General features: G+C 61.0%; 20 protein-coding genes and 2 pseudogenes. 15 read left to right on the forward strand and 7 right to left on the reverse strand.

What is annotated here, in order from left to right:
• The first annotated feature begins 61 nt into the window (after window positions 1-61).
• The gene (locus tag ACZ445_RS11480; RefSeq protein WP_058426952.1) at window positions 62-1186 is read left to right on the forward strand and encodes an alkene reductase; all 1125 of its coding nucleotides are present in this window, start codon (window positions 62-64) and stop codon (window positions 1184-1186) included.
• Here the strand turns inward: ACZ445_RS11480 and ACZ445_RS11485 are convergent, their stop codons facing one another.
• Together ACZ445_RS11485 and ACZ445_RS11490 are read right to left on the reverse strand one after the other, a co-directional pair.
• Complete coding sequence (locus ACZ445_RS11485) at window positions 1187-2173, reverse strand: NAD(P)H-quinone oxidoreductase (protein ID WP_058426951.1); 987 nt, start codon at window positions 2171-2173, stop codon at window positions 1187-1189.
• Complete coding sequence (locus ACZ445_RS11490; RefSeq protein ID WP_058426950.1) at window positions 2170-3402, reverse strand: YbfB/YjiJ family MFS transporter; 1233 nt, start codon at window positions 3400-3402, stop codon at window positions 2170-2172. The genes ACZ445_RS11485 and ACZ445_RS11490 overlap by 4 nt, the downstream gene beginning before the upstream one ends.
• 111 nt (window positions 3403-3513) lie before the next feature.
• Here ACZ445_RS11490 and ACZ445_RS11495 point away from each other — a divergent pair, with 111 nt between their 5' ends.
• Window positions 3514-4389, forward strand: coding sequence for a LysR family transcriptional regulator (locus tag ACZ445_RS11495; protein WP_058427152.1), 876 nt, complete (start codon window positions 3514-3516; stop codon window positions 4387-4389).
• 77 nt (window positions 4390-4466) lie between these two features.
• Window positions 4467-4853: a DoxX family protein gene (locus ACZ445_RS11500; protein WP_058426949.1), complete on the forward strand. Its 387-nt coding sequence runs from the start codon at window positions 4467-4469 to the stop codon at window positions 4851-4853.
• 56 nt (window positions 4854-4909) lie between these two features.
• Here ACZ445_RS11500 and ACZ445_RS11505 read toward each other — a convergent pair whose 3' ends face one another.
• From ACZ445_RS11505 to ACZ445_RS11515, 3 genes are all read right to left on the reverse strand, one after another.
• Window positions 4910-5728: an alpha/beta fold hydrolase gene (locus ACZ445_RS11505; RefSeq protein ID WP_058426948.1), complete on the reverse strand. Its 819-nt coding sequence runs from the start codon at window positions 5726-5728 to the stop codon at window positions 4910-4912.
• 88 nt (window positions 5729-5816) lie between these two features.
• Window positions 5817-7208: an alginate export family protein gene (locus ACZ445_RS11510; protein WP_058426947.1), complete on the reverse strand. Its 1392-nt coding sequence runs from the start codon at window positions 7206-7208 to the stop codon at window positions 5817-5819.
• Window positions 7205-8101, reverse strand: coding sequence for a VOC family protein (locus ACZ445_RS11515; protein WP_058426946.1), 897 nt, complete (start codon window positions 8099-8101; stop codon window positions 7205-7207). The genes ACZ445_RS11510 and ACZ445_RS11515 overlap by 4 nt, the downstream gene beginning before the upstream one ends.
• Window positions 8102-8241: 140 nt before the next feature.
• Here ACZ445_RS11515 and ACZ445_RS11520 point away from each other — a divergent pair, with 140 nt between their 5' ends.
• On the forward strand, window positions 8242-9309 hold the full coding sequence (locus ACZ445_RS11520) for an NAD(P)-dependent alcohol dehydrogenase (RefSeq protein WP_058426945.1): 1068 nt from the start codon (window positions 8242-8244) through the stop codon (window positions 9307-9309).
• A gap of 93 nt (window positions 9310-9402) precedes the next feature.
• Here ACZ445_RS11520 and ACZ445_RS11525 read toward each other — a convergent pair.
• Window positions 9403-9530, reverse strand: a pseudogene (locus tag ACZ445_RS11525) (hypothetical protein); the annotation flags it as partial.
• Window positions 9531-9793: 263 nt separating this feature from the next.
• On the reverse strand, window positions 9794-10105 hold the full coding sequence (locus ACZ445_RS11530; RefSeq protein ID WP_058427251.1) for a hypothetical protein: 312 nt from the start codon (window positions 10103-10105) through the stop codon (window positions 9794-9796).
• A gap of 201 nt (window positions 10106-10306) precedes the next feature.
• Between ACZ445_RS11530 and ACZ445_RS11535 the strand changes: the two genes are divergently transcribed.
• From ACZ445_RS11535 to ACZ445_RS11585, 11 genes and pseudogenes are all read left to right on the forward strand, one after another.
• Entirely contained in the window at window positions 10307-10966 is a 660-nt protein-coding gene (locus ACZ445_RS11535; protein ID WP_058427250.1) for a secretin and TonB N-terminal domain-containing protein, read from the forward strand.
• On the forward strand, window positions 10963-11508 hold the full coding sequence (locus tag ACZ445_RS11540) for an RNA polymerase sigma factor (RefSeq protein WP_016980117.1): 546 nt from the start codon (window positions 10963-10965) through the stop codon (window positions 11506-11508). The genes ACZ445_RS11535 and ACZ445_RS11540 overlap by 4 nt, the downstream gene beginning before the upstream one ends.
• A gap of 37 nt (window positions 11509-11545) precedes the next feature.
• Complete coding sequence (locus ACZ445_RS11545; protein ID WP_058427249.1) at window positions 11546-12472, forward strand: FecR family protein; 927 nt, start codon at window positions 11546-11548, stop codon at window positions 12470-12472.
• Window positions 12473-12896: 424 nt separating this feature from the next.
• On the forward strand, window positions 12897-14591 hold the full coding sequence (locus tag ACZ445_RS11550; protein ID WP_058427248.1) for a ShlB/FhaC/HecB family hemolysin secretion/activation protein: 1695 nt from the start codon (window positions 12897-12899) through the stop codon (window positions 14589-14591).
• Window positions 14592-14613: 22 nt separating this feature from the next.
• Entirely contained in the window at window positions 14614-20613 is a 6000-nt protein-coding gene (locus ACZ445_RS11555; protein WP_058427247.1) for a two-partner secretion domain-containing protein, read from the forward strand.
• Window positions 20610-20915: a MafI2 family immunity protein gene (locus ACZ445_RS11560; RefSeq protein WP_102592644.1), complete on the forward strand. Its 306-nt coding sequence runs from the start codon at window positions 20610-20612 to the stop codon at window positions 20913-20915. The genes ACZ445_RS11555 and ACZ445_RS11560 overlap by 4 nt, the downstream gene beginning before the upstream one ends.
• A 576-nt stretch (window positions 20916-21491) precedes the next feature.
• Window positions 21492-21947 (forward strand): DUF4279 domain-containing protein, encoded by a 456-nt coding sequence (locus ACZ445_RS11565; RefSeq protein WP_235595023.1) that lies wholly within the window; start codon window positions 21492-21494, stop codon window positions 21945-21947.
• Window positions 21948-22078: 131 nt separating this feature from the next.
• Complete coding sequence (locus tag ACZ445_RS11570; RefSeq protein WP_240164141.1) at window positions 22079-22552, forward strand: hypothetical protein; 474 nt, start codon at window positions 22079-22081, stop codon at window positions 22550-22552.
• A gap of 44 nt (window positions 22553-22596) precedes the next feature.
• Window positions 22597-22770: pseudogene (locus ACZ445_RS11575) on the forward strand (transposase domain-containing protein); the annotation flags it as partial.
• 25 nt (window positions 22771-22795) lie between these two features.
• On the forward strand, window positions 22796-23254 hold the full coding sequence (locus ACZ445_RS11580; protein WP_179029406.1) for a GNAT family N-acetyltransferase: 459 nt from the start codon (window positions 22796-22798) through the stop codon (window positions 23252-23254).
• A 343-nt stretch (window positions 23255-23597) separates the two neighbouring features.
• The gene (locus ACZ445_RS11585) at window positions 23598-23852 is read left to right on the forward strand and encodes a helix-turn-helix domain-containing protein (RefSeq protein WP_179029407.1); all 255 of its coding nucleotides are present in this window, start codon (window positions 23598-23600) and stop codon (window positions 23850-23852) included.
• Window positions 23853-23860 lie beyond the last annotated feature (8 nt).

A 23860-nucleotide genomic window follows, 5' to 3' on the forward strand; every position in this document is an offset into this window, starting at 1 on the left:
GCATTGGCGACTTGTAAAAGTCGCCAATGCTTTAGCGCGCCCGCTATTTGGAAATTATTCAATGAATCACTCTATTTTAAGTACCCCGGTAAACCTGGGGCACCACACGCTGAACAACCGTATTGTGCTGCCACCGTTGACGCGCCAGCGCAGCGCCCAGCCGGGCGATATCGCCACTGACTTGATGGCCGAGTATTACCGCCAGCGCGCCAGTGCCGGCTTCATGGTCAGTGAGGGTACGCAGATTGAACCGCGTGGCCAGGGTTACGCGTGGACGCCGGGTATTTATACGCCGGCGCAGATCGACGGCTGGCGCAAGGTCACCGAGGCGGTGCATGCCGAAGGCGGAGTGATCTTTGCCCAGTTGTGGCATGTCGGTCGGGTGTCCCATAACGCCTTGCAACCGGACGGCGCCGCACCGGTGGCACCGTCTGCGCTCCAGGCATTGCAGGCCAAGGCCTTCATCGAAACCGCGCTGGGCGAGGGTGAGTTGAAGCAACCGCCGGTGCCGCGAGCGTTGACCACCCTGGAGATCGAGGAACTGGTCGGGCACTACGCCCAAGCGGCGCGCAATGCATTGGATGCCGGGTTCGACGGGGTGGAGATCCACTCGGCGAATGGTTACCTGGTCAACCAGTTCATCTCCGCCCATTCCAACCAGCGTGAGGATGAATACGGTGGCTCGCTGCACAACCGCCTGCGCTTCCTGCGCGAGATCGTCGAAGCGGTGACCGCCGTGGTCGGGCCAGAGCGCCTGGGTGTGCGTTTCTCGCCGCTGTTCAGCGGCACCGACCAGGACCGGGTGTACATCGGCCTGGTGGAAGACGACCCGCACCACACCTATATCGAAGCGATCAAGGTGCTGGAAGCGTCGGGCATTGCCTATGTGTCGATTGCCGAAGCCGATTGGGATAACGCCCCGGTATTGCCCGAATCGTTCCGCCGAGCGGTACGGGACACCTTCAGCGGGCGGATCATCTACGCCGGTCGCTACACCGCTGAACGCGGTGCTGATCTGGTTGAAGCAGGGCTGGCGGATTTGATCGCGTTCGGCCGGCCATTCATCGCCAATCCGGACTTGCCGCAGCGGATTTTCAACGACTGGCCGTTGAACCCGCTGCGGGCGGAAGGGATGTATGGGGGCGGCGAAGCGGGTTACGTCGACTACCCGGTGTTCGCCGGGTAATCAAACCACCCGCAACACAATCTTGCCAATGTGATCGCCACCTTCCATCCGCGCATGCGCCTGATCGGCCTCGGTGTAATCGAACACCTGGTCGATCATCGGCAGGCAGCGCCCGGCTGACAGCACCGGCCATACATGCTCGCGCAGTTGCTCGGCGATGGCGGCTTTCTCGTCCTTGGTGCGGGCACGCAGCAACGAGCCGGTGACGATGGCGCGTTTGCCGAGGATGGTCAGCAGGTCCACATCATTGGCCTTGGCGCCGCCGAGGAAGCCCAGCATCACCAGGCGTCCGTCCATGGCCAGCGCCTTGAGGTTATTGTTGAGGTAGGAGGCGCCCATGATGTCGAGGATCACATTGACGCCTTGATCTCCGATCACCTCGGCAAAATCCTGCTCGCGATAATTGATCGCTTCAGCGCCCAAGGCACGGATGGCCGCACATTTCTCTTCGCTGCCGGCGGTGGCGAATGCCTGGATACCGAACTCGCGGCACAGCATCAGCGCGGTGGTGCCGATCCCGCTGGTGCCGCCGTGGATCAGCACGCGTTGGCCCTTGTGCGCGCCGCCGATGCTGAACAGGTTGGCCCACACGGTGAAAAAAGTTTCCGGGATGGCGGCGGCTTGAATCCACTCCATGCCTTCGGGAACCGGCAACGCCTGGCTGGCAGGCACTGCGCAGTATTGGGCGTAGCCGCCGCCGTTGGTCAGGGCGCAGACCCTGTCGCCAATCGCATATTCGCTGACCCCTGCGCCCAGCGCGACCACTTCGCCGGCCACTTCCAGGCCGGGAATCGGGCTGAAGCCGGGTTTCATCGGGTACTTGCCGGCCCGTTGCAAGGCGTCGGGGCGGTTGACCCCGGCGGCGTGCACGCGGACCAGGATTTCGCCGGGGGCCGGGGAGGGCACCGGTTCCTGGCGCGGCTTGAGCACCTCGGGGCCGCCGGGCGTGGTGATTTCAATCAGGGTCATGTCGGTAGGCAGGGTCATTTGGCAAATCCTGTAAGAGGGAGCGTATGGGTTGGGACCGTGTCGAGCGGTCGACGGTTCAGCACAATCATGCCCAGTTCCAGGGCCAGGGCGACCACGATGGCGCCAGCGGCAATCACGAACAACAGCGCATGCTGGCCGCCGCTGCTGTTGAACAGTGCCGAGTAGGCAAACCCGGACAGTGCCTGGAAGGTAGCAAAGGAGATGGTGGCGCGGCTCCATGCCACTTGTTGCTGGTGAGGGTCGGGCAGCAGTTCATGCACCCGCGCCAAGGCCAGCGGCACGATGCCTGGCGGGAACGAACCGAGGATCACCGCCAGTACGGCAAGGGCCGTGAACGAACTGGCCAGCGGTAACAGGCCGACGGCAATCGCCTGTACCACCAGCACCACGCGAATACTCAAGCGCGCACCGAGTTTGTCGGCGAGGAATCCGTAGGTCACCGGCCCCACAATCGCGCCCAGGCCGTACATCACCCAGATCATCGCGCCGAGGTGCGCACCGTCACCCAGGCCACGGGCCACGTAATCGACCAGGAACACCATCGCCGGCACCAGGCCTGCGGCCATGAAGGCGTATTGCGCGAACAACAGGTACACGCCGGACGGCATTCGCGCTGAAGTGTCCGCCTGGGTCGCTGCTGCGTGCAGCGTCCCGCTGGGCCAGGCGAACCAGCTGGCCGCCGTCAACAGCAGCGCCAGCAGGCCCAGGCCCAGCCAGGTCTGCTGCAAGCCCAGGCTCAACAGCGGCGGCACCAGCGTACCGGACGCGGCAATGCCCAGGCCGATGCCCAGGAAAATCGCGCCACTGGCCAGGCCTCTCCGTGCCGCCGGTACATGGGGCAGTACGGTCGCCGCCACCAGCACCATGATCGCGCCACCGGCAATCCCCGACAGCAGGCGCCAGGCAAAGAACCACACCACCGACAGCGGGAAAGCACAGGCGAAGAACGCCAGGGTCACCGCCACCATCATGATGCGCAGGGCGGTCGTGTTGGAGGTGCGCTGGGCGATGGGCCGACCGATCAGCGCACCGATCAGGTAACCCACCAGGTTGGCGGCGCCGAGGTAGACCACGTCATTGGCGGAAAACCATTGGGCCTGGATCAGGCTGGGGATCAGCGGCGTGTAGGCAAAGCGTGCCAGGCCGATGCTGACCAGGCTGGCACACAGGCCGGCGAAGATCGGCAGCCAGACCGCGCTACGGGATGGAGCATGGGCGTCGTGCATGATGGCTGTCCTGAATTTTTTTCTCTGGCGGCCAGCATAGCGAGGTTTTTCGATGCAATAATGCAGCGATTTAGCGCTATTGCGATGCATATATTCATCAATGGGGGCAGCATGAATTGGGACGATGCACGGGTATTCCTGGCGGTGTGCCGCGAGTCCACACTGCGTGGCGCTGCACGGGTGCTGGGCGTCGACCAGGCCACGGTGGGGCGCCGGGTCAACGCTTTGGAAAAGTCCTTGAACGCCACCTTGTTCCTGCGCACCTCCGAGGGCTACGCGCTCACGGCGGTCGGCGAAGCGGCGTTGCTTTCGGTGGAGAAAATGGAGCGCTCGGCCCTCGACCTGGAGCGCCAGATCCAGGGCCTGGATGACCGCCTGACCGGCACGGTGAGGGTCAGTACCACCGATTCCCTGGCCATCGACTTCCTGATCCCGGCCATCGCCCGCCTGCACGACCAACACCCCGACGTGCGCGTGCAATTGGACGCGTCCACACAGATCCTCAGCCTGGCCAAGCGTGAAGCCGATATCGCCGTGCGCAACCAGCGCCCGGATAACCCCGACCTGATCGCCCGGCGCATTGCGCGCTGGCCGCTCGGTTTGTTTGCGTCCCAGGGCTACCTCGACCGCCACGGCGTACCCGAGCCGGGCAGCCTGTTCGAAGGCCATGACCTGGTGGTCTACCAACCTCACCTGCAAAGTCAGAAGGACATGACCCTGGTCTCCGAACCCTTGGGCCGTGGACGCATTGTCGCGGCCTTGAGCTCCAGCCTGCTGGTGCGCCGCTCCATTGCTGCCGGCATCGGCATCGGTGAAATCCCGGTGTGCACCGGTGAGCGCGACGGGTTGGTGCGCCTGTGGCCGGAGCGCACCCGGCCACTGCCGTATGACGTGTGGCTGGTGACCCACGCCGATCTGCGCCACACCGCACGGGTGCGCGCGGTAATCGAGGAGATCGTCGCGGCGTTTGCCGGCACGGGGGAGTGAGGTCAGCACAGGCTTGCAAGCGCGTGGGTGGCTCGGTCGACACAATCGATGTTTGTGGCAATCAACCGAGAGCACGTATGAACGAATCGACGCGTCAGGACCTGGGACTATTGTTTCTACGGATCAGCGGGGCGCTGTTCCTGCTGTGGGTGCATGGCCTGCCCAAGTTGCTCAACTACAGCGAGCAATTGAAGCTGATCGAAGACCCGTTTCACCTGGGGGCGACTATCACGTTGCTGCTGGCGATTTTCGCCGAAGTGCTGTGCCCGCTGCTGATCGTTGCCGGGGTGCTGGTGCGCCTGGCATGCCTGCCGATCCTGGCGGTGCTGTTGATCGCCCTGTTGGTGGTACACCCGGAGTGGACGCTGTTCGAAGGGCAGTTCGGCTGGCTGCTGTTGATCATCTTCACCACCCTGCTGATCAGCGGGCCGGGTCGCCTGGTCCTGAGCCAGCGTTTCTCCTGAGCTAAAAAAAGGCCGGGCAAGCCCGGCCAAAATAAGGAGAGGGTGGTTCAGGCGTTTCAGCGTTGCAGGAACGCCAGCAGGTCTTCATTCAACTGCTGCGCATGGGTCACGGCGAACCCGTGGGGCGCGTCCTTGTAGACTTTCAGTTCTGCGCCCTTGATCGAGGCGGCCGCCACTTTACCGGTGGTTTCGAACGGTACGATCTGGTCGCCGTCACCGTGGATCACCAGGGTCGGTACGTCGATCTTGGTCATGTCCGGGCGGAAGTCGGTTTCGGAGAACGCGGTGACGCAATCCACCGTCGACTTGAGGGATGCCAGCATGGCCACTTGCAGGGTCTGGGTCAGCACACCGTCAGAGACCTTCTGGCCCTGGTTGATGCCGAAGAACGGCGTGTTGAAGTCGCTGATGAATTGCGCACGGTCCTTCAACAGGCCGGCCTTGATGCCATCGAACACTTCAGTCGGCACGCCCTGCGGGTAATCCGGCTTCTGGCCGAACAGCGGGGTTACCGCACCCAGCAACACCAGGCCGGCCACGCGCGCGCTGCCGTGGCGTGCAATGTAGCGAGCCACGTCGCCACCGCCCATGGAGAAGCCCACCAGGGTCACGTCCTTGAGGTCCAGGTGTTCGATCAACTGGGCGATATCGTCGGCGAAGGTGTTGTAGTCATTGCCGGTCCACGGCTGATCCGAGCGGCCGAACCCACGACGGTCAAAGGCGATGGTGCGAAAGCCGCGGCTGCTCAGGTATTCCATCTGGTATTCCCACATGTCGGCGTCCAGCGGCCAGCCGTGGCTGAACAGCACGGGTTTACCGCTGCCCCAGTCTTTGAAATAGATCTGGGTACCGTCTTTGGCGACGAATGTGCTCATGGAAAACTCCTTGGGTCGAGGGAAAAGGCTCGGCGTCACTATTGGTGTAAAGCGTGCGTCGAGCTTGTACGGGTGTGCTTGGTTGGGGTTACCAGCTGAATTTCAGCTCGACCCCCAGGTAATTGCTGTCGTCACCCCCGGCATCGCGCAGGGTCTGGCCCACGTCATAGTGCACGGCCTCGACGGCGCCGGTGAGGTTGGGGCTGAACACATAGTCGGTGCGCACTTGCGCATAGGCGCCGGTCCAGCGATCGCCCTGGCCTGCGGTGCCGGCCACCGGCAGGTTGGGCTGGGTGTAGACCGCATCGCTGGTGGTTTGGCGCCACAGCAGGCCGATGGCGGTTTGCACGCTGAGCTTGTCGATCGGCTTGAGCGTGATCGACGGCTTGACGTGAATCAGGTTGCTGTAGCCGGTGTAGCCCGCCAGGGAAAAGTAGTAACCGTTGGGGAACAGCGGATTGAAGGTGCCGACGGTGCCATCCCCGGTTTTGCGGTCGCCCGAGGCGATGTCCAGTTGCAGGCCGATGCGCGGCTTCCAGGCCAGGCTGTCGAAGGTGTAGCCGGTACGGCTGCCACCGGCCCAGGCGCGAATATCCTTGTTGCCGACCGCGCCGCTTTGCAGCATCGCTTCAATGTCCCAGTCAAAGCCCATGGCCGCGCCGCCCAGGCGTGCGTCGAACAGATGGCGGGTCTCGTCGCCGTCGGCGTCCAGGTAATGGGCGGCGGTGCGCTCATACACGCCGTAGTAGGCGGACAACTCGTTCTTGCCACCCACCAGTCGCTCCACGCGGGCCATGTGGAAGCGCGCATCGCTGTTGGATTTGTCGTCGAAGTGCCGCCCGTCCTGATACTGCACCGGCTGGCTGGCGATCCCGATAAAACGCCAGTTAGACGTCTCCCAGTCGGCCCACAGCGCATCGAAGGACTGCCGCACATTCGGGCCGTCCCGCGATGAGATGAAGCGCTGCAGGTCGAAGGCGAAATCCTGGCGCCCGGCACGCGCCTTGAGGGTGCCGCTGCTGAAGGTATTCACATACTCGGCGAAGGCCAGGCGCAGGTCGACGCGGTTCTGGTCGGCGCCGCCGATCGTGGTCTTGTCGTACGCCCGCACATCTTCCAATTGGGTGAACACCCGCCAGTGCTCGTTCAGATGCAGGTCGGCGTGGACCTGGAAGCGTTGGATCAGGTAGCGATCACGCTTCACATCCCGCACGCCGAAGCCACTGGCATCGTTCATCTCGAATCGCTCGCGCAACGTCGCGCCCAGGGACAGGTAGGTGTAGGGGTTCGCACTGGACAGCGGGATGTACTTCAAGCTGTCCAGCGGCTGCGTGCGCAGCGCCGGGTCCCGCAGCACCGACCAGTCTTCCTGCCAGCGGTTGGCCTTGATGGCCGGGCGTGTCGCTTGCTCGTCGGCGTGGACGCTGCCGACGAGCAGCGGCCACAGTACGGCCAGGCCCCAGCCTGTGCGACGCGTCATTTTGCGGCGTTGAACTGATGGATCTCCGCGACGTAGCCGCCCGGAAACTCCACCAACGCACTGCGACGGCCTTTGCTGTCGAACGCAGGCACCAAGACTTTGGCGCCGGAGCCGGTGGCCTTGCCCAGGGTGGCCGTCAGGTCAGCCACTTGATAGCCGGTGGTCTCGTGGCCGAACGGGTAGGGCAGTTGGCCGTTGGTGACCAGCACCGCCATGCGCCCGAACGGCGATTCGATGTCGACGCGACGGTAGTTGCCGCTGGCTTGGCCGACATCCACGCCAGGGGCGTGTTTGTCATCCGCCAGGACTTTGCCGTGGGAGAAGCCGATAAACGATTTGATGAAGGTGTCGGCACGGTCGGCACTGAGGTACACGCGGTTTTCCGGCACGGTCTGGAACGCAGCGTAATCCGGGGTCTTGGTGTGCCAGTAAAGCTGCATGTTCACACCGCCCGGCCACTGCACCACCGCGTCACGCCCGATCGGGTCGGGAAAGTCGCTGACGATCACCGCCGCGCCGTTCTCCCGGGCGGCCTTGAGGGCGAGGTCCATGTCCTTGACCAGATAGCCGTTGCGCTCCTGGCCGAACGGGTGCGGGATCGGCGTGGTGAAACCGAACAGCGACACCGTGCCCGCCGGGGTCTGCAGCAGTTGCGAAGTGGTGCTGCTGGGCACCGGCAACACATTCACCACCACCTGGGGCGTGCTTTTGCCGCCGAAAGTAGCCAGGAAACTCTGGGTAAAACGGTCGACATCGGCCGGAGCGACGTAGACGTGGCTAGTGTCGTATTGCGGGGCCACGGCGACCGCAGGTGTTGCGGCGAAGGCGCTGTTCATCATGGCCCCGGCCAGCAAGGTGACTGCCAGCGATACCGTCCTGACTTTTCTACACATACCCACTCTCCCGCGTTTTGAGAAAGTCTCGATCTTAGGGGCGGGGCAGACCGGCGGATTGTACGGACGTGCTCGGTTGAACGATTCAGCGTCTATGCTGGTCATCTGACTTCCAGCATCCGATCACACAGGTGAACGAAATGGCCAAGACTTACAGCTACGCCGCCCAGAACGCCAAGGATTCCCTCAAGCCCTACACCTTTGAGCGCCGCGCGCCGGGGGCGGATGACGTGCAGATCGACATTCTCTACTGCGGGGTCTGCCACTCCGACCTGCACACCGTGCGCAACGAGTGGAACAACACCCTTTACCCGTCGGTGCCCGGCCACGAAATCGTCGGCCGTGTCACGGCGGTCGGCGCCAATGTGCAGAAGTTCAAGGTGGGTGACCTGGCCGGTGTCGGCTGCATGGTCGACAGCTGCCAACACTGCGCGTCCTGCGCCGAGGGCGAGGAGCAGTACTGCGAGAACGGCTTTACCGGCACTTACAACGGCCCGGTGTTCGGCGGTGAAAACACCTTCGGCGGCTACTCGGACAGCATCGTGGTCAAGCAGAAGTTCGTCCTGCGCATCTCCCATGATGACGCCAACCTGGCTGCCGTGGCGCCGTTGCTGTGCGCCGGCATCACGACCTATTCGCCGCTGCATCACTGGAAGGTCGGCCCCGGCAAGAAAGTCGGCGTGGTCGGCCTGGGTGGCCTGGGCCACATGGCGGTGAAAATCGCCCATGCCATGGGCGCCCATGTGACGCTGTTCACCACCTCACCGAACAAGCGCGAAGACGGCCTGCGCCTGGGCGCCGACCAGGTGGTGGTGTCGAAGAACCCGGACGAAATGGCCAAGGTCGCCAACAGCCTGGACTTCATCCTCAATACGGTTGCCGCGCCGCACAATCTCGATGCGTTCCTTAACTTGCTCAAGCGTGACGGCACCATGACCCTGGTCGGCGCGCCCGACAGCCCGCATCCGTCGCCCACGGTATTCAACCTGATCTTCAAGCGCCGCAGCCTGGCCGGTTCGTTGATCGGCGGCATCCAGGAGACCCAGGACATGCTCGACTTCTGCGCCAGGCACGGGATTGTCTCGGACATCGAGATGATCGATATCCAGGGTATCAACGAGGCGTATGAGCGGATGCTCAAGGGCGATGTGAAGTATCGGTTCGTGATTGATATGGACAGCTTGAAAAAAGAAAGCCAAGCGGCGTGAAACGCATTCCCTGAACCGCTGTAGAACCCTTGTGGGAGGGGGCTTGCCCCCGATAGCAGTCGGGCAGTCACCGCATTATTGACTGACCCGCCGTTATCGGGGGCAAGCCCCCTCCCACATTATTGTGCGGTGTGCCTGGACCGAGAGGTGCTCGTACAGAATCGTCGCCCCCACCAACATCAACACCACCCCCCGACCATCTGCGCACGCTTGCCCACCAGATCATGTGCAGCCCCAGCTCGAGCAACAGGGTAAACGCGATCCCGTGGTCCCAGTCTCTGGCTGAAACCCTCCCATTAAGAACGAACACTGCAACTGTGGCGAGCGGGCTTGCCCCGCGTTGGGTTGCGAAGCGACCCTGGAAGGAGGAATGCGGTGAATCAGGCACACTCCGGGCGCTGGTTTCGGGGCTGCTGCGCAGCCCAACGCGGGGCAAGCCCGCTCGCCACAGGGGACTTGTCGCCCGTTTTGAAAGGGTTGGCCCTCAGGGCCGCTGCGGTTTCACCGACGTCCCGAAGGTATTGCCCATGCGCACGCTGGTCGCCGCCGGGGTGGATAGGCCCAGCGCGTTCGGCGGGCGTTTTTCGATGGGGAGGTTCTGCGCCTCGCGGTTCTTTTTGGCCGCTTTGGTCGCGTTGGTGTCGTTGCCCATCTGCTGGCTCAGGCAGCCATAGTCGGGGGCCTTGTAGCCATCCACGCTGACCTCGGCGCACGTGCCGGCGGCAGTTTCGGCATGGGCCAGCAAGGGCAGGGTGGCGCACAGCAACAGGCTGGCAAGGGTCGGCAAGGTTTTCATCGGGCCTCCTGGCGGGCCCGAGGGAGTGGGCCGGTATGGCTTGGAAGTCTAGTGCAGCGGGCCTCTCATCACCGTGATGTTTTTTTTGCTATCACCGTAACATCAGGTTCATAAACTGGCCTCAGGATGACGGTTTTCTAGGGCGCGTCGGCCGTGCAGCGATGCAAAGCAGGGGGTGGACAGGGGGCCTGGAGGCGCGTCATGTGCGCCCTGGTCTTGCTGTTGCTGCTGGCCGGTGGTCGCGCGGCCCAGGCAGAGTCACCGCTGTTGTCGTTGAACCTGCCGGCGCAGGACCTGGAACACGCACTGCAAGCCTACAGCCGTGCCACCGGGATGGCGGTGCTGGTGGACCGTGAGTTGACGCGCGGGCGGCGCTCCATCGCCGTGCGCGGACGCTTCACGGCGCAAGAAGCACTGGCGATATTGCTGACAGGGAGTGGCCTGATGGCCCGTTATGCACGCAGCGATGCGTTTACCTTGCAGACCCCGCAAGTCAACCCGCCGCCCACGACGCGGGGGGCGGCGGCACGCAACGCTGCACGGATCAACAACAGCTACGCGACGGCGTTGCAGCAAGCCATCGAGACCAGCCTGTGCCGCTCGCCGCTGACCCGGCCCGGCAGTTTTCGCGCGCTGGTGCAGGTGTGGGTCAACCCGGATGGGTTGATCGAACACAGCCGGTTGGTGAGTTCCACCGGCGATGAACAACGCGATGAAGCACTGGTGCGCAGCCTGGCAGCGGCGCGGGTCGAACGCCCGGCGCCAAGCTCGTTGCGCCAACCGGTGACTTTACTTTTGATGCCTGACACAACAGGAACGCGCATGGAATGCACAGCCGCAAAAGGAGCCTCGGAGGGATGAAAAATACCGGGCACAGTACGATGGTCAGCCTGTTCCTGGCCTCTTACGAAGACTTCAAGGTGCGGTTGCGCAAGCGCCTGGGCTCGGAGGACCTGGCCAACGACGTGCTGCACGAAACCTACCTGCGCGTCGACCGCATGGACGTGCCGCCGAACCTGCAACAGCCCAATGCCTATCTGTACCGCATGGCCCTGAACATCGCCGCCGACCGCCGCCAGGCCGACGCGCGCCTGCTCACCGGCAGCGAGGTGGAAGAGTTACTGCAAAGCGCCGACGAAGCCCAGGACCCGTCACGGGTGGTGGGCGGCCAGAAAGAAATCCAATCCCTGGTCAAGGCGCTCTACGAATTGCCGGCGCGGCGGCGCAAGATCCTCATCGCCGCGCGCCTGGAAGAGGCGCCGCACCTGGAAATCTCCCAGCGGTTCGGCATTTCCACGCGCATGGTCGAAAAGGAAATCAAGGCCGCCCTGGGCCACTGCGCCAAGCGTCTGGAAAGAAAAGTGATTCAGCGGTTCGGTCCCGGGGCCGGAAAACCGTCTTAGTGTCGAGTCCCTGATAAATCCGTGAGTACGTGCGCGCTTGAATATTTTTAGCCTTTCCACCGCCCGGCAGTCCGCCGCCAGCCCCCTGCATGATGAAGCCCGCGACTGGCTGCTCCTGCTGACCTCGGGCCGCGCCACCGTGGCCGATGCCAAGGCCCTCAAAGCCTGGTGCGCGCAGAGCCCGGAGCATGCCCAGGCTTTCGAGCAGGCCAAGATGCTGTGGCAGCAACTGGCGCCGGCGCTTGATCAGGTGTCGCAACCGCGCAGCTTTGGCCGCCGTGCCTTCCTCGGCGGGGCCATCGCCGCGTCGGCAGCCGTGGTGATGGTGCGGGTCGGTGTACCGGGTGGCTTTGCCGGGCTTACAGCGGACTATCGCACCGAAGTCGGCGAGCAACGCCAAGTGCTGTTGAGCCAAGGTATCAGCCTGGAACTCAACACCCAGACCCGCATCAGCCGGGTGGGTGAGGGCATCGAATTGCTCGAAGGCGAAGTCGAGGTGGTCACCCACGTTGCGCAACCGCTGCGGGTCCAGGCCGGCGAAGGCTCGGTCAGCGCGGCGCAGGCACGCTTCAATGTGCGCAATACCGACCACCGGGTCTGCGTCACCTGCATCGACGGTTCACTTTCGGTGGCCATCGCCGGGCGCAGTGTGCGCCTGGACAGCGGCCGGCAACTCACCTACGGCGCGGCCGGCGTCAGCGAGGTGACAACGGTGGACACCCAGGCGGTGGTGGCCTGGCGTGAACAGGTGCTGGTGTTCAACAACGCCACGCTGGCGACGGTGGTGGACGAGATCAACCGTTATCGCCCGGGCATGCTAGTGCTGCTGAACAAGGAACTGGGCCAGCGCCGGGTACAGGCGCGGTTCAGTCTGCAGCAACTGGCGGGGGTGGCACTGTTGATTCGGGATGCGTATGGGGCCAAGTGCACGGAGTTGCCGGGTGGGGTGGTGTTGTTGAGTTGAGGGGCTGCCGCTCGTCGGGTAACTCCAATTTTTACGATGTAAATGGACCGGGCCAGAACGCTAATCTACGCCTGTCGCTTTCAGGTATGCCTGTGTGCTCATGGGTTCAGCCACCGATCTTTTTCCTCTGACAGATCTCCTTTCTTATCCTCTCTGAATTGTCTTTCTCGTTTGTAGGGGAAAGGACTTTCAGCGTAAGAAAAAACCAGGAAATGTACGTTTCAAGTCTCACTTCCTATCCGGTTTCTTCCTTCGACTGACATTGTTCGGAAGCATCTGACAGCCCTCCAACGGCTGTGTGACAGACAGGGCGACGCCTTCAGGAACGCCGAATTTTTTGTAACCTTCCCTGTTTTCCTTAAGCGTTTCAGCCTCGGCAGCATGGGTGCTCTTTCCATTTGAGTACCTGTGTGAGGGTGAAAGGATGCCGGCTGTTTTTCGACCTGCGCTGCTGGGGATAGCGCTGTTTTCAGGTCCGCTTCTTGCCGCGTCCCCCGCGTCCCCCGGCGACCGCGAATTGGCCCGTGAGCGTCAGCAGCAAGTGTTGGAAGAACAGCGTCGTCGCCTTGAAGACCTGCAGAACCTGCCCGGCCAAATCGCTGTGCCAACGGCTCCCGCGCTGCTGGAAGACGGCCAGTGCATCACCGTCACGCGTATCAACATTGAAGGCGCGACATTGCTGCCCGAAGGCCAGCGAGAGGCGCTGCTGCAACCCTGGCAGGGGCGTTGCCTGGGGGTGCCTCAACTCAACGCCGTGCTCAAAAGCCTCACCGATCACTACCTGCATCGCGGCTACGTCACCACCCGCGCCTACCTGCCACAGCAGGACCTGAAACATGGCGAACTGAACATCATCGTGGTCGAAGGGCGCCTTGAAGGGCTCGACAGCTCATCGCTGGCCAGCCCGCTGGAGTCCGCCATGACCTTTCCCGGCACCGTAGGGGAGGTGCTCGACCTGCGCGAGCTGGAGCAGTGGGTGGATCAAATGTCGCGCTTGCCCTCGCGCCAGCCGCAGCTTGAGGTGTTGCCGGGGCAGGCAGTGGGGGGCAGCCGCGTGACGCTCAAGGGTGAGCGCCGCGAACCCTGGCGTGTCTCGGCCAACCGCAACAACCATGGCGATGCCAGCACCGGTCGCCAGCAGGCCGGTATCGGCCTGGAGTGGGACAGCCCCCTGGGCCTGGCGGATCAATTGAACCTGCGGGCCAGCCGCGACACCGTCAGCGACCGCTGGCGCCATTCCCACAGCCAGAACCTGTTCTACAGCCTGCCGTATGGTTGGTGGACGTTCAATGTCAGCCACAGCCAAAGCTTCTACCGTACGCGCAACGACCTTTCCGGGTTTGCCTTCGCACTGTCAGGCGAGACGTCCAGCCAGCAGTTGCGCGCCGAGCGCGTGCTGCACCGCGATAACCTGGGCAAGACGGCGTTCAGCTTTGGCCTGAGCCACCTGCGGACCCGCAACTACCTGGAAGACGCGTTGCTGCGCACCTCCAGCCATCGCATCACGGAGCGTCAACTGGGCTTCAACCATGGCCGCCGCATCGGCAACGCCTTTCTCAACCTCGATGCCGGCTGGCAACAGGGCATCGGCGCCCTGGACGCCCAGCGCGATCTCTCTACACAGCGCGGCGCGCCGACCTCGCGCTATCAGAAATACACCCTGACCCTCAGCTATTTGCAGGCCTTTCGCTGGCTGGGCCAGCACTGGAGTGTCGACAGCCTGGCCACCGGCCAACACGCCGAAGACGAACTCTATGGGCCACAACGCCTGAGCGTCGGCGGCCTCGGTGCGGTGCGCGGGTTCCAGCAACAGAACCTGTCGGGCAATAGCGGCGGCTACTGGCGCAGCCAGGTGCGCTGGCGCCAACCGGTGGCCTGGGACGCGCTGCGGCCCTGGGTGCACGAAGTGGGCGTGGGCTTTGGCTACGACGTCGGAGTGATCCGCCGTGGCCCGCACAACCCTGACGTTGCCGGGCGCCTTACCGGCCATGCCTGGGAGCTCAGCGCACGCGGTACTCACCTTGCCGCTTCGCTGGTGCTCGCCCGCTCCCTGGAGCGCCCGGCCATCGTTGAACGTCGCGAACACCCGATCTATGCCCGAATCGACCTGTTTTTCTGAATAACAACAAGGAACCTAGCCTATGGACGTGCGCCGCCCGTTTTACCAGTGCCTGGCCCTGAGCCTCGCAGGCATCATCTTCCTCAACCCGATTGTCGCGGCCGCCGCCGAGCTGAGCGTGGACCCGGCCAGCCCCGGCACCAGCCTCGGCCATGCGCCCAACGGCGTGCCGGTAGTGAATATCGCCGGGCCCAATGGCAGCGGGCTGTCCCATAACCTGTTCACCGACTACAACGTCGGCAGCAACGGGCTGATCCTCAATAACGCCACCCAGGCCACGCAAAACACCGAGCTCGGCGGTGTGATCCTCGGCAACCCAGGCCTGCAAGGGCGGCCTGCCAGCGTGATCCTCAACGAAGTCACCGGTGGCAACCGCAGCCACTTGGGGGGCTACACCGAAGTGGCCGGGCATGCCGCGCGGGTGATCGTCGCCAATCCTCACGGCATCACCTGCAATGGCTGCGGGTTTATCAATACGCCGCGCGCGACGCTGACCACCGGCAAGCCCGTGATCGAAGGTGGGCGGCTGGATCACTTTCGCGTAGACGGCGGCGATATTGCGCTGGAGGGCGCCGGGCTCAATGCCCGCAATGTCAGCCAGTTCGATCTGATCACCCGCACGGCCAAGCTCAACGCGCAATTGCATGCCGACCAGCTCAACATTATCACCGGCCGTAACGATGTCAGCGCTGACACTTTGCAGGCCCGTGCCCATGCCGAGGATGGCCGCGACAAGCCGCAACTGGCCATCGATGCCAGCGCCCTCGGCGGCATGTACGCCGGGACGATTCGCCTGGTGGGCACTGAGCAGGGTGTTGGCGTAAGGCTGGCGGGCGATATGGCCAGCACCGCCGGCGACATCGTGATCAATGCCAATGGCGGCCTGAGCCTATCCCACACCACCAGCGTCGGCGCCCTCACGGCCAAGGCCGAGTCGATCGACTTACAGGGCCCGACCTTTGCGATGGCTGATATCGACCTGCAGGCCCAGGGCGATCTGGTGGTGCGGCAGAGCCTGGCCAGCGCCGGGAATGTCAGCCTCGAAGGCCGCACGGTGAGCAACCAGGGCAAGGTCGTCAGCGGCATCCTGGAAGAGCGGCGTATCGCGGGCAAACAGCTGAGCATCAAAGCCCAGCGCCTGGATAACCCGGGTGAACTCAATGCCAGTGGCCACCTGGAAATCACCAGCGGCAGCCTCGATAACAGCGGCCAGATCGCCGCCGACAGCGCCAGGATCGAAGCCCGCCAGGACCTGAGAAACACTGGCCAGGTGGTCACCGCCGGCCAACTTGAAATTGCCGCCGGACAGGCCATCAACCATGCCGGGACGCTGCATGCCGAAGGCGATTTGAGCCTGGTCGCCGACAGCGTCGACAACCGTGGCAAGATCGTGGGGGCAGGCACTGCGCTGAGTATTGCGGCCGGCACGTTCACCAACGCGGGCGAACTGCTCGGCGACAACCACCTGCACCTGCAGGTCGATGGCGACCTGAACAACAGCGGCCTGATCGCCGCCAAAGGCGATGCCTATATCAGCGCATCAAACCTTACCCAAGACCACGGCCAGATTCTCAGCGGCCAAGACATCCAACTGCGCGTGCGCGATGTACTGCATAACCTCGGCGTGCTCAGCGCAGCGCGGCATATGCAGATTAATGCGGCTCAACTGAATAACCCCGGCACGCTCGGCAGCCAAGGCAACCTCCTGCTCACTGCCAACGTCACCAACAGCGGCCTGCTGTTCAGCGGCGGCGACCTGCATGTGCGTGGCGAGCATTTCAGCAATCTTGAAGGTGACCTCTACAGCGTCGGTGATTTCAGTTTCGCCGGCACGCGCTTCAGCAACCTCTCCGGCAGCGTGGAAACCGAAGGCAACCTGCACATCAACGCCCGCGAGTTTGAAAACGCCCGCACCCACCTTGTCCTCGAACGCGAGCTGGTCGGCGGTAGTATCCAATGGGTCTGCGGCCAGCACTGCCACGGCAACGACAGCTTCAAGCGCGGCACTATCTACATCAGCGAAATCTGGCGCGAAACCGCCGCGCCCAACTCCACCAGGGCGGCGCGACTGGTGGCCGGCAAAGACCTGCGCATCGACGCGCAGACCCTGGAGAACCGCTACAGCCTGCTCGCCGCCAATGGCGACGTGCACCTTTCCGCCAACCGCCTTATCAACCAGGGCGCGGCCTCCCAGACCGGCATCTCCAGCACCATCATCGGCACCCCCGGTCGCATCGACAAAGCCCTGTGGGACCAGATGGAATTCCACGACCTGCCGGCCTTCAATAACGCACCCTTCGACCCCGTGCGTTTTGCCGAACTCAAGGCCCGCTCGACCGGAGAGGGGTTCAGCAACCCCGGCACCCTCACCACCTGGCGCGAGGATGGCCGCGAAGTCTATGCCGCCACGCTGCAAGCCGGCGGCCGCCTCAACCTGCAGGCCACCGAGTACCTGCAAAACGGCACCCTGCGGGAAAACACCCTGGCGCAACTGACCGGCGACATTGGCCACAACCCCAACGACCTCGAACTGAGCCCGGATCGCCTCAGCGATGACCTGACCCAACCGCCGGAATTCCAACTCCCCAGCGGTAAATACGGGCTGTTTATCCCCAGCAAGAATCCAGGCAGCCCCTACCTGATTGAAACCAATCCCCTGTTCACCCACCTGGCCAACTTCCTCAGTTCCCAGTACTTGCTCGACAAGATCGGCTACAACACCGACGAGGCCTGGCGACGCCTGGGCGACGGCTACTACGAAAGCCGCCTTATCCGTGACGCCGTGCTGGCGAAGACCGGGCAACGCTTCCTCGCCGGGCTGGAGAGCGACGAGGAACAGTTCCGCTACCTGATGGACAACGGCCTCAGTGCCCGCGACAGCCTGCAATTGAGCGTCGGCGTCGGCCTCACCGCGCAGCAGGTGGCGGCCCTGACCCACGACATCGTATGGATGGAAAAACGCCAGGTGCAGGGTGAAGACGTGCTGGTGCCGGTGCTGTACCTGGCGACGGTCGATGCCAATAACCTGCGCGGTGGCAGCTTGGTGCAAGGCCGGGACATCAACCTGGTCAGCGGTGGCGACATCGTCAGTGTCGGCACCTTGAAAGCGGCACAGGAGCTGACCGCCATCGCCGACGGCCGCCTGCTCAATGGCGGTACGCTCAGCGCCGGTGAACGCATCAGCCTGCTGGCCACCGACAGTATCCGCAACGCGATGGCCGGCGAGATCCGTGGCAGCCATATCGAACTTACCAGCGTCACCGGCGACATCGTCAACGACCGCACCGCCCATGCCAAGCATCAGGGCGACGGCACCCTTGTCACCCATCTCGACCAGGCGGGCCAGATCAGCGCCGCACAGCGCCTCACGCTCAACGCCGGGCGCGACATCACCAACCGAGGCGACATCAACAGCGCTGGCGATGCCAGCCTGAGCGCCGGGCGCGACATCAACCTCATCGCCGTCACCGACACCCAACAGGTACGCACCACGGAAAACGGCGGCCACCGGGTCACCCAACACAGCCGCACCGAACAGCTTGGCGCCAACCTCAACGCCGCCGGCAGCCTGAGCCTGCATGCCGGGCGCGACATCACCCTATTGGCCAGCCACGCCAACGCCGGCAAAGACCTGACCGTCGCCGCCGGTGGCAACCTCCACCTGTTGGCCGCTGCCAACGAAACCGATCACGCGGTCAACAGCAAACGCGGCGGCGCCAAGGAGCATGAGCAAACCACCCAGGTGCGTCACGTGGGCAGCCAGCTCAACGCCGGCGGCCAACTGAGCGCCAGCGCGGGGCAAGACATCGTGCTGCACGCCAGCCAGGTCAGCAGCGCCAAGGATGCGTATCTGGTGGCGGGTGGGCAGTTGCAACTGCTGAGTGCCAATGACAGCGACTACAGCCTGTATGACTACAAGAAAAAAGGCAGCTTCGGCGCCCTCAAGACCCAACGCGACGAAGTCACCGACGTGCGTGCGGTGGGCAGCCAGATCACCACAGGCGGCAACCTCGACCTGATCAGCGGCGGCGATCAGCTGTATCAAGGGGCAAGGCTGGAAAGCGCGGCGGATATCGCCATCACCAGTGGTGGGGCGGTGACCTTCGAAGCGGTCAAGGACCTGCATCAGGAGAGCCACGAGAAGACCAATAACAACGCATTCTGGGTGGCATCCAAGGGCAAGGGCAGCACTGACGAAACACTACGCCAGAGCCAGTTGGTTGCCGGGGGCACCATCGCGATCCAGGCCGTCGACGGTTTGCAGATCGACATCAAGCAGGTCAATCAGCAGAGCGTCAGCCAGTCCATTGATGCGATGGTCAAGGCCGACCCGCAATTGGCTTGGCTCAAGGATGCAGAACAGCGCGGGGATGTGGACTGGCGTCAGGTCAGGGAGGTCCACGACAGCTTCAAGTACAGCCACTCCGGGCTGGGGCCGGCCTCGCAACTGATCATTGCCATTGTGATGTCGGCGGTCATCGGGCCCATGGCGACGGCCGCAGCAGGCGGCGGTGTCGGCGGCGCCATGGTGGGTGCGATTGCGACCGGCGCCTCGACCAATGCCAGTGTCAGCGTGGTCAACAACCGGGGCAATCTCGGTGCCGTGTTCAAGGACGTGACGTCGTCCGATGCCCTGAAGGGCTACGGGGTTTCGGCGATCACTGCCGGCCTGACGGTGGGTTACTTCGACCCATGGACCGGAGCGCAGACCAATACCACCATCAGCAAAGTGGCCACCTCCGGCTCGCTGGGCACCTGGAGCGGCGTCGGCCAATTCGCGGCCAACCAGGCGCTGCAGAACGGCACCTCTGTGTTGCTGAACAAAGCCCTGGGGCAGGGCGGCAGTGTCAGTGACGCGCTGAAAAATGCCTTGTTCAACACCTTGGCGGCGGCCAGTTTCAACCTGGTAGGGGACTACACGAAAAACGTCCTGGCGGACGGCTCGTTACCCAAGGTGGCGATCCACGCCATGGTCGGTGGCTTGCTGGCAGAAGCCACCGGCGGCGACTTCAAGACCGGCGCATTGGCGGCGGCGGCAAGCGAAGCACTGGTTGGCCACCTGGATACGTTGGTCAAAGGCAACGACACCCTGCTCACCATGAGTTCGCAGATCGTCGGCGTACTGGCGGCTGCGGCACAAAGCGACACCGACGCCGCCAAGCTGGAGACCGGCAGCTGGGTGGCGAAGAACGCCACACAGTACAACTACCTGTCACACAACCAACTGGAACGGGCCGCCAAACAGATAGCCCGATGCACCGACGCCTCCTGTATCCAGGACGCCACGCGCAAATTCCAGGAACTGAGCCTTCAGCAGGACATTGACGCCATCGTCAGCTGCCAGGCCGACCCCAGCTCCTGCGCGGCAAGCTCCAAAGAAGTCGCCAGCACCCTGGCGAACCTCAACGCCATCCGCGACATCGCCGACTACGCCTCGCCCGACGCCCGGGAGGCGGTACAGAGCCTGATCAACGGCAATCACGAATTTCAGGAAATGCTGGCGACCGCCACGACCGAGCACTCGGTGGGCGCGATGGTCGAGTCGCTCAAGTCGAAGTGGGCACTGAGCGATGCTCAGGCGCAGGACATTGCGCACAACCTGAAGATCGCGCTGGCGGTTGGGGTGGGGACTGCGGCGGGGGTGGTGGCTTATAGGCGGGCTGTGGCGGGGGGTGCAAAAGGCATTCTTACACCTAAAGACTTTCCAGAGGTGGCTGGCAAAGTCAGCCAGAAACAGCTTCGGCATATCGCTGGAAGGCCTGAGCTTGAAGCTCGAGGAAGCGGTGGGTTCTTGAACAGCGTTGATGATGCTCAAAAAGTACTAGATGCTTACCGCATAGGGCAGGTTAAGATTTTAGGTAAGAATGCTCAAGGGTTCCCGGTGGTTAAGTTCGAAGGCGTAACCGGGACCAACGTTAACGCTGGCGTTGGTATAACCGGTCAGCCTACTAATGTCTTTATCATCAAAGGTACAAAAAGCCCAAGTATTGTCCCTGCTAACCCTAACTGGACTCAAAAATGAATGCAGAAGTCGAATTGAAAGCTTGGAATTTCCAAGTCTTAATGCTTGTTCAAGCGATGCTGGGGGCAGTTACTCCAAACTTCAGGATGGTAGTTTTGTATTGTGAAGATGATGTTTGGGTAATAAGATTTTATCTTGAAGAAAATATAGAGGATGATATTGGTGAGGTAGAAGATATCATATGTCAATATACTGCTTACCAGGGATCGGATTTAAAATGCAGGTCGGAAATTTTTGTAGGCAACGAAGATCTACCTAGTTTGTCGGAGGCTGAGAGGGTCGTTTATCGTCGAAAAGAGTGATTTTTGACTTGGTGCAAAAGCAACAGGCCACGTTTTACCTGACGTAATTAGTCCTATTTATCGAACGCAAGGTAAACGGGGTCAGACCCTGAGGGGCTGCTAGATTTATCGAAAAGTTCCGTTACCAGAGAGCAATTAGGAGATGTACTGCGTAGCGTTAACGGCTCAGGTGCAAAAAATATTAATGATGTCGTTATTATAGGAAAATAAAATGCCATCAGTTCTCTGCAGGTGTGGTAGCAAGTTAAATTTTGGTGAGATACCTAATTCAATTGAATGGTTGATGATTTCAGATGATGGATTTGAAAAATTCCAAGGCTCCGTTGATGCGGAGTCTATTTATCGAGAAATGAATAGTGCACTTAAGTGTTCTTGTTGTGGGCGATTATTAGTGTTTTGGAACGGCTTTGATGTTCCTCCAATCTCATATATGCCGGAATAGTCATTTATTGTAAGTTAAGTTAGTGCAAAAGGAACGCCTGTCTGGGGTAGCGCTATATATAAAGCTGACGGAGACTTCGGGTATCTCCCGCTTGTCCGGCAAAACTATGTTAAAGATATTAGAGGTTATTTGTCGTGAGTAGAAAATCTAGAATTACGCCGGTATCCACGGACTATGAAACATGCGCCGAGTGCTTCGTTAGGCTAATGATTTATCCTGGCGATATTCATCCAAGCGAAATTTCCAATATCATGCATGTTCAACCAACACAAATTACTGTTATAGGCGAAAAAGTAAAAAATAGTCGTGGAGTCACGCGCGAGGTGAAGAGCTCTAGCTGGTTTTTATCTAGCGAGGGAAATGTGCAGTCTAAAGATCTTCGCGATCACATTGATTGGTTAGTCCGTGAGATCCAACCGCATCGTGAGTCTTTGGGTTTGGTGCAGCAGATTGATGGGGTGAAAATCACCCTGAAGTGTGTGTGGTTTTCTCTGCTGGGGCACAGCGGTCCAGTACTTTGGCCTGAGCAGATGAAAGCTTTAGCAGACTTGGATTTGGAAGTTTCTTTTGATGTTTACTTTGTCGAATAAGAAAAAATGTAAGGGGGCGGAATCCAATTAATTGAATATGGTAGAAATACGCTGCCGGACGAAACAGTAAGCGTTCGGTCACCTTCTACTAAACTGGCTCCCCGGCCTAACAATCCGGATGAGATTCCATAATGAAAGTAAATACGCTTGGGCAATTTGGCAGTTTGAGTCGATACGAGTTGTGGGCGTCAAGCTGGGCTGAGAGAGATAATATAGATATATTTTCCTATATGAGTGCTATTTGTAAGCCTGAAGACTGTCTGCTATTTTGCAGGCTGTTGTTTCCTGATTTTTTTATCAGTCAAGGTGCGATTTTTTTAAATGCTAAATATGATCATGAGGTTTTTTTGGTATGGTTAAAGAAACTTGATGGGGATATTTCTGCAGTTGAAAAAATAATGAACCACACTCACATGTACGATGTTTTTTCAGGCTGTACGGATGAAGTTGATGATGTCGTTTTTGAGCAGCTAGCTGACACTATTGCTTTTTCATGGCGGCTAGTTTTAAAAGCAAAATTTCCAGGATGTAATTTTTCTGTAGAGGTTTCGAATTCAGATCAGGATTACGGGCCTACTGTTACTTTTTATCAATCTATCGTCTAGGGCGAGAAAAGGGGTAGGTAAACGAGGTCAGACCCTGAGGGATCTCCGGATCGCTACGCAGCGGAAAGCGGGCGGCAGCGATTATGACTTTGATCCAGTCTGCGCGCATGAACGGACATGAGACGTATGCTTAAATGAAGGACGTTTTGACTCGTCTGCCCACGCAGCGGACAGGGGACGCCACCAACTTGTTACCACATCGTTGGGCGCCTGTTTAATCAAAAACCACTCAAGGAGAAAGCTGTGGACTTACGGATTGAGATAAATGAGACGCCTCAAGAGGTCGATTACCAAGCGATTTTGGCACCGCTGCGCGAATTCAACCAAGCACAAACGGGGCTCATCGGAACTGAAAAATTTGCGTTCTTGATCAAGGATGACGCGGGGGCGACGCAAGGTGGGCTATACGCAAAAATTTCTGGGCAGTGGTTATTTGTTGAGTTGCTGGTAGTCCCTGAAGTAGCCCGAGGGCAAGGGTTGGGCGCAAAGTTGATGAACAAGGTGGAAGCGCTGGCGCGTGAGAAAGGCTGCCAAGGTATCTGGCTGGACACATTCTCTTTTCAGGCTCCGGACTTTTACCGCCGGCTCGGCTTCAGCATATTTGGAGAACTCAAAGATTACCCGGTCGCTGGATATAACCGATTTTTTATGCAGAAAAGATTTGATCTCGACAAGCATAACGCTAGTCATACTCAGCCTTGAGGCAATGACAGCAAAAACCTAAGCAAGGTGTGTTACCCGCGATCGATCGTCGCCATTCCTTTCCAGAAGAACACGCAGGACGTGGTGCATGCCTTGACCCGCAGTACGCTGGAAGAAGCTGTGCAACGCCGATTGTTGTAATACGTGGTCAAGTCAGTTCAACCCGAACGTCGATCAGCCGTGACCGGCGTTCAGCTTCCTATCAAGTCGTAAGAATTGTTCCCGGCAATATGTAGGTCATTTCGTTTTATGCTTTTCCAGTCCTTCCAGACACCTGCTGTTTCATCCCTGCACTGTTTTATAGTTCACGGAGCAATCCACCACGGCAGGGAGCCGCCCCCTCATGCATACCCGGAAAAAATCCCCCCGGCGCCACACCCCACCACAACCCCCGACCCTTCATTCCGGCCATCGCCTGCGTCTGGTGCTCAACACCTACGGCATTCCGCCCACGGCCTTTGCCGAATGGATGCGCGTCAGCCCGCAGTGCCTCAACAATTGGTTTTCACGCGGGCTGCCGGTGGATCGCGTGGAGAAACTGGCGACAACCTTGAGCGTCAGCAAAGTGTGGCTTGAGACCGGCGAGCGCGGACGATGACAGTGGCG

This window comes from Pseudomonas allii (assembly GCF_055380095.1).

Excerpts from the sequence above, each read along its gene's own strand:
- ACZ445_RS11480 (WP_058426952.1), top strand. The coding sequence starts at position 62 with ATGAATCACTCTATTTTAAGTACCCCGGTAAACCTGGGGCACCACACG.
- ACZ445_RS11485 (WP_058426951.1), bottom strand. The coding sequence starts at position 2,173 with ATGACCCTGCCTACCGACATGACCCTGATTGAAATCACCACGCCCGGC.
- ACZ445_RS11490 (WP_058426950.1), bottom strand. The coding sequence starts at position 3,402 with ATGCACGACGCCCATGCTCCATCCCGTAGCGCGGTCTGGCTGCCGATC.
- ACZ445_RS11495 (WP_058427152.1), top strand. The coding sequence starts at position 3,514 with ATGAATTGGGACGATGCACGGGTATTCCTGGCGGTGTGCCGCGAGTCC.
- ACZ445_RS11500 (WP_058426949.1), top strand. The coding sequence starts at position 4,467 with ATGAACGAATCGACGCGTCAGGACCTGGGACTATTGTTTCTACGGATC.
- ACZ445_RS11505 (WP_058426948.1), bottom strand. The coding sequence starts at position 5,728 with ATGAGCACATTCGTCGCCAAAGACGGTACCCAGATCTATTTCAAAGAC.
- ACZ445_RS11510 (WP_058426947.1), bottom strand. The coding sequence starts at position 7,208 with ATGACGCGTCGCACAGGCTGGGGCCTGGCCGTACTGTGGCCGCTGCTC.
- ACZ445_RS11515 (WP_058426946.1), bottom strand. The coding sequence starts at position 8,101 with ATGTGTAGAAAAGTCAGGACGGTATCGCTGGCAGTCACCTTGCTGGCC.
- ACZ445_RS11520 (WP_058426945.1), top strand. The coding sequence starts at position 8,242 with ATGGCCAAGACTTACAGCTACGCCGCCCAGAACGCCAAGGATTCCCTC.
- ACZ445_RS11530 (WP_058427251.1), bottom strand. The coding sequence starts at position 10,105 with ATGAAAACCTTGCCGACCCTTGCCAGCCTGTTGCTGTGCGCCACCCTG.
- ACZ445_RS11535 (WP_058427250.1), top strand. The coding sequence starts at position 10,307 with ATGTGCGCCCTGGTCTTGCTGTTGCTGCTGGCCGGTGGTCGCGCGGCC.
- ACZ445_RS11540 (WP_016980117.1), top strand. The coding sequence starts at position 10,963 with ATGAAAAATACCGGGCACAGTACGATGGTCAGCCTGTTCCTGGCCTCT.
- ACZ445_RS11550 (WP_058427248.1), top strand. The coding sequence starts at position 12,897 with ATGCCGGCTGTTTTTCGACCTGCGCTGCTGGGGATAGCGCTGTTTTCA.
- ACZ445_RS11555 (WP_058427247.1), top strand. The coding sequence starts at position 14,614 with ATGGACGTGCGCCGCCCGTTTTACCAGTGCCTGGCCCTGAGCCTCGCA.
- ACZ445_RS11560 (WP_102592644.1), top strand. The coding sequence starts at position 20,610 with ATGAATGCAGAAGTCGAATTGAAAGCTTGGAATTTCCAAGTCTTAATG.
- ACZ445_RS11570 (WP_240164141.1), top strand. The coding sequence starts at position 22,079 with ATGAAAGTAAATACGCTTGGGCAATTTGGCAGTTTGAGTCGATACGAG.
- ACZ445_RS11585 (WP_179029407.1), top strand. The coding sequence starts at position 23,598 with ATGCATACCCGGAAAAAATCCCCCCGGCGCCACACCCCACCACAACCC.